The sequence below is a fragment of the Brevundimonas sp. UBA7534 genome, from assembly GCF_002479325.1.
GTDB lineage: Bacteria > Pseudomonadota > Alphaproteobacteria > Caulobacterales > Caulobacteraceae > Brevundimonas.
In genome coordinates, this window is sequence record NZ_DLMO01000103.1 from 4,506 (window position 1) to 5,615 (window position 1,110).

At 69.2% G+C, this 1,110-nt stretch carries 1 pseudogene; it reads left to right on the plus strand.

What is annotated here, in order from left to right:
- Positions 1 to 1,008: pseudogene (locus B2U11_RS07930) on the plus strand (TSCPD domain-containing protein); the annotation flags it as partial.
- Positions 1,009 to 1,110 lie beyond the last annotated feature (102 nt).

Here is a 1,110-nt window from a genome sequence, read left to right on the forward strand (position 1 = left end):
TTCGGCCATGGCGATCTGAGCGACTGGCCCGATGCACCCGAACCGATCGCGGACCTGCTGGCCGATCCCGAAGCGGCGGAGGCCGGCCTGCGCCGCGCGATCGAGCCCTTCAGCGACATGGCCGATGCGACGCCGCAGCCTCTGGACTGGCGCGCCGGCCCGGCGCAGGCGGTTCGCGCCCTGAGCGAGGCGGCGATGGCGGAGCGACGGGCGGTTCGGCTGGTCCGTCGGGCGGCGTCGGCCGGGCGGCTGCTGAACCTGCCGGCGGTCGAGGCGCAGCCCCGTAATGACGTCCCCCGCGCCTCGCCCGTCCCTGCGCCTCCCCCGGAACGGATCGTGGAACGGGTGGTCGAACGCGAACGCGCGCGCCGCAAACTGCCGGACCGGCGCAAGGGCTATATCCAGAAAGCCGCCGTCGGCGGGCACAAGGTCTATATCCACACCGGCGAATATGAGGACGGCGAACTCGGCGAGATCTTCATCGACATGCACAAGGAGGGCGCCGCCTTCCGCAGCCTGATGAACAACTTCGCCATCGCCATCTCTATCGGCCTGCAATACGGCGTGCCGCTGGACGAATTCGTGGACGCCTTCGTCTTCACCCGGTTCGAGCCGGCGGGTCGGGTGACGGGCAACGACTCGATCAAGGCGGCGACGTCCATCCTGGACTACATCTTCCGCGAGTTGGGCGTGTCCTATCTGGACCGGCACGAACTGGCCAACGGCGCGCCGGAAGACGATGCGGACGGCCTGGACGAAAAGCCCGGCGGCGAGGCGGTGCCGGCGGCCCGCTTCATCTCCAAGGGGTTCGCCCGCGGCTCGGCGCCGGACAATCTGGTCGTCCTGCCCTTCGGCAAGAAGGCCGAGCCGGAACCGCGCGTCACTGCCGCCACCGAGGCCGTCGCCTGCCCGTCCTGCGGCGATTTCAGCCTGCAGCAACGCGGGCCGGGATGGGTTTGCGATACCTGCGGGGCCTCTCCGGCCCAGGTTGGCGCGGATCAGGGCTAAGTTAATGGATATGGCCTAGGGGTTGCTGAGAAACGACGAACCGTCGGAGCCCGGTCCATGAAACGCACAATCCGCCTGAGCCTGATCGCCGCCGCCCTGGCG